Annotated in this window: 1 protein-coding gene; it reads right to left on the bottom strand. The window is 61.0% G+C overall.

The window, feature by feature from the left end; genetic code table 11:
- A partial coding sequence (locus DM374_RS32940; RefSeq protein ID WP_157969841.1) for an Arm DNA-binding domain-containing protein occupies window positions 1–241 on the bottom strand: 241 nt, incomplete at its 3' end.
- Between the last annotated feature and the right edge of the window lie 28 nt (window positions 242–269).

Here is a 269-nt window from a genome sequence, read left to right as displayed (position 1 = left end):
TCTGCTCCTTGCGCTGACCGCAGGGATTGATACCTTCGGCAACCTGCGCACGGGCTTCATCCCGGCTGGCGCGCGCCTCCTTGAGCCCGACCTGCGGATAGCTACCCAGCGACATGCATTGCTGCCTGCCAAACCAGTAGTAGCGGAAATGCCAGATCTTGCTGCCGCCTGAAGATACGTAGAGAGACAGCCCACAGGCGTGAGTTAGGGAGTAAGCGGTGCCGGTGACCCGGACGGTCATATCGGAAAGTGCTCAGGAACCGGAGGCT

The organism is Pseudomonas huaxiensis, assembly GCF_003231275.1.
In the GTDB taxonomy this organism is placed as follows: domain Bacteria; phylum Pseudomonadota; class Gammaproteobacteria; order Pseudomonadales; family Pseudomonadaceae; genus Aquipseudomonas; species Aquipseudomonas huaxiensis.
Note: the sequence above shows the minus strand (reverse complement) of the source record. Positions and strands in the feature narration are given on the sequence as shown.